The organism is Clostridium sp. 1001270J_160509_D11, assembly GCF_015667935.1.
GTDB lineage: Bacteria > Bacillota > Clostridia > Peptostreptococcales > Peptostreptococcaceae > Intestinibacter.
In genome coordinates, this window is the sequence record NZ_JADPET010000201.1 from 1 (window position 1) to 3,681 (window position 3,681).

General features: G+C 30.0%; 3 protein-coding genes. All 3 read left to right on the top strand.

Annotated features, from left to right (window positions below; genetic code table 11):
• Positions 1 to 429 precede the first annotated feature (429 nt).
• A complete protein-coding gene (gene hisD, locus I4U58_RS13050) occupies positions 430 to 1,698 on the top strand; it encodes a histidinol dehydrogenase (protein WP_195931776.1) in 1,269 nt (422 codons plus the stop codon).
• Between the two features lie 283 nt (positions 1,699 to 1,981).
• Positions 1,982 to 3,007: a type I glyceraldehyde-3-phosphate dehydrogenase gene (gap, locus tag I4U58_RS13055; RefSeq protein WP_195931777.1), complete on the top strand. Its 1,026-nt coding sequence runs from the start codon at positions 1,982 to 1,984 to the stop codon at positions 3,005 to 3,007.
• Positions 3,008 to 3,255: 248 nt separating this feature from the next.
• The coding region (locus I4U58_RS13060) for a C-GCAxxG-C-C family (seleno)protein (protein ID WP_243269638.1) at positions 3,256 to 3,681 on the top strand (426 nt) is incomplete at its 3' end.

The window sequence follows — 3,681 nt, forward strand, 5'->3', positions numbered from 1 at the left end:
AATTTGAACATATAAAATAATTATGTTTAAGTTTTAATTATAATATAAATTAATAAATTAGCCTGTGAAGGATACTTTGCTAAAAGTAGATTTTAAATAAGTTGTTGAGATGGGAAGTGTATGATAATGCACTTCCTATTTCTTTTTTTCGATATGGATAAAAATGAAAACTCTAATAGCTAAAGAGAAGTAATCTTACTTAAAATATGAAAATTATTGTAAAAAGATAGTAATCAGTTCACTTTGGATTGACTACTTCTTTTTATATAACGTAAATTTAGGTATGTTTTCATAAGATGTGTTTGTAAAATTTTGGTACATATATCTTCTTGGATAGATTATAATTAAGTATAAGTATAGGTATAGGTATAGGGATTACAAAGTCCAATAAATTCAAAATATATATAGCGTGATATAAGGGGGTAAATGATGAAGATATTAAAAAACTCTACATTCAAAAATGTAGAAACTGAAAAAATAGTCAAAGAACAGGTATCTTCTATAATAGAAGATATAAAAATAAACAAAGACGAGGCTTTGAAAAAATACAATTTAAAATTTGACAATAATGATAGAAATATAATAAGGGTTTCAAAAGAGGAGATTGAAGAGGCTTATAAAGAAGTTGATGATGAATTTATAAATAACATTAAAATTGCGGCAAAAAATATTGAAAAGTTTGCAAAATTACAAAAGGAAAGTTTTAATAATGATTTTGAAAAGGAAATATATCCAGGCGTTATATTAGGTCAAAAGCATATACCTGTTTCGTCTTGTTTAGCATATGTTCCAGGTGGGGGATATTCATTGTTTTCGACTGCACTTATGCTTATAATTCCGGCAAAGGTTGCAGGAGTAAAGCGAGTGGTCGCATGTTCACCGACTATGAAGGATGTTGCAAAGATAAATCCAAAGACACTTGTCGCTATGGATATAGCAGGTGCTGATGAAATTTATGCAACTGGTGGTGTTCAGGCGATTGCATCTTTTACATATGGAACAGAAAGTATAAAACCTGTAGATATTATCGTAGGTCCGGGAAATAAATACGTCACAGAGGCAAAAAGACAATGTTATGGAACTGTTGGGATAGATTTTGTCGCAGGACCTAGCGAAGTTCTTATAATAGCAGATGAAACAGCAAACGCTACATATATAGCAGCAGATGTGCTTGCTCAATGTGAACACGACTTAAATGCGAGGGGAATATTAATTACAACTAGTGAAAAGTTTGCAAATGAAGTAATGAAAAAAGTAGAACAAATGTTAGAAGAACTTCCTACAAAAAATATAGCAAAGCCTTCATGGGAAAATAACGGAGAAGTTATACTAGTCGATAATTTAAAAGAGGCTGTTGAAATATCAAATCAATATGCACCAGAACATTTAGAAATAAGTACAGCAAATAACGACGACATAATAGATGAGCTTATAAATTATGGATCATTATTTATAGGAGGATATTCAGCAGAGGTATTTGGTGATTATGTATCAGGAACAAACCACACTCTACCGACATTAAAAGCATCTAGGTATACAGGTGGAGTATGGGTTGGAACATTTATAAAAACTTGTACTCACCAAGTACTAAATAAAGACGCAGTAAAATCACTAGGACCTGTAGCGGTAAAATTGGCTACAGATGAAGGTCTACATGCACATGCCAATGCTGCAAAAGTAAGATTAAAAGAAAACTAATTGTTATAAATTAAACAGTATAACACAAAACAAATTGCTAATAGTATATAGGATTAGTATTTTTAGTTAGCAATTGATAATAGCTGTCATATTACAACGAAAAGTTGTCTTATGATGGCTATTTTTATGAAAAAATTTAATTGTTATATTGGATTAATATAAAAGTTAATAAATTAATGAATACTGTTTTTTGAAAAAATAAATAAAAGTGTTGCACATATAAAATATATAGTATACAATAATTGTTATAACAGGTAAAATCAAAGAAAACAAAATTTACGAAATGGGGGATATTAAGTTGATAAAAGTAGGAATAAACGGTTTTGGTAGAATAGGAAGAAATGTGCTTAGAATAGCACAAGAAAGATTAGGTAATGATGTAGAGATAGTTGCTATAAATGCTAGAGCAGATGCTAATACTTTAGCTCACTTATTTAAATATGATTCTTGCTATGGAATATTCCAAGGTGATGTAGAAGTTAAAGACGACGAAACTTTATTAATAAATTCAAATGAAGTTAAAATACTTAGACATTCAGACCCAGCAGAAATACCTTGGGGAGAATTAGGAGTAGATATAGTTGTCGAATCTACTGGTAAATTTAGAGATAGGGAAGGTGCGCAAAAACATATAGATGCAGGAGCAAAAAAAGTTATAATAACTGCACCAGCTAAAGGTGAAGATATTACAGTCGTAATCGGTGTTAATGAAAAAGACTACGACAACGAAAAACACAATATTATATCAAATGCCTCTTGTACAACTAACTGTTTAGCACCATTTGCAAAAGTATTAGATGAAAAATTCGGTATAGAAGAAGGTCTAATGACTACTATACATGCTTACACAAACGACCAACAATTATTAGATAAAACCCATAAAGATTTAAGAAGGGCAAGAGCAGCAGCAGAATCGATGATCCCAACAACAACAGGAGCTGCAAAAGCCGTAGCAAAAGTTTTACCACAATTAGAAGGAAAATTAAATGGATTCTCAGTAAGAGTTCCTACACCAACAGTTTCTCTAGTAGACTTAGTTTGCACACTTAAAAAAGGTGCAACAATAGAAGAAGTAAATGCTGCTTTAAAAGAAGCTAGTGAAGGAGAGTTAAAAGGAATTTTAGGATATTGTGATTTACCTCTAGTATCAATAGACTTTAGAGGAGATTCAAGATCTTCAATAATAGATGCATTATCAACTATGGCAATAGGCGACAAAATGTTCAAAGTTGTATCTTGGTATGATAATGAATGGGGTTATTCAACAAGAACAGTTGATTTAGTAAAATACGTTGCTGAAAGACTATAAAAAAAGTATTTTAAATTAGTTGACCATATTAACCAAATAAAAATAAACCTATAAAACATTGCTTCAAAATTGAAGCAATGTTTTTTTAGATTTATTTTTAATGTAATACAAATGTAGATATCAAAATCTTATAATAAATAAAAATGAATAAAAATAAATATAACAAAAACCAATAATTTTTGATAAAATGTATTATAGGATAATAACAATAAAAATATATAAAGTGATAGAAAATTGGAGGATATAATATGGATGAAAAAAAATTAGCATCAGATTACTTTATGGAAGGTTTAAACTGTGCAGAATCAGTTATAAAAGCATATAACGAAGAATTTGGAACTGATATACCGATAAGAATAGCTAGCGGACTTGGTGGGGGATGTGCTGTTGGAAACTTATGTGGAGCAGTAAACGGTGCATGTATATGTGCAAGTTTCGCAAAAGGTAGAGACGAAGTAGGAGAAGAAAACCCAGCAAAAACTTACACAAAAAAAATAATGCAAAAAACAATAGATCATTACGGAACTACAGAATGTAGAGCACTTAAAAAAGATAGAGTAGGATGCAAAGAAATAGTTGATTTTTCTTATGAAGCATTAAAAGATATATTTTATGATATGGTGATGGATTACTGCTTTGCAATTAGTGAATTTAATATAAAACATCACTCATCA

Bases quoted from the DNA above. Each gene is read 5' to 3' on its own strand.
- hisD (WP_195931776.1), top strand. From the start codon at position 430: ATGAAGATATTAAAAAACTCTACATTCAAAAATGTAGAAACTGAAAAA.
- gap (WP_195931777.1), top strand. From the start codon at position 1,982: ATGGGGGATATTAAGTTGATAAAAGTAGGAATAAACGGTTTTGGTAGA.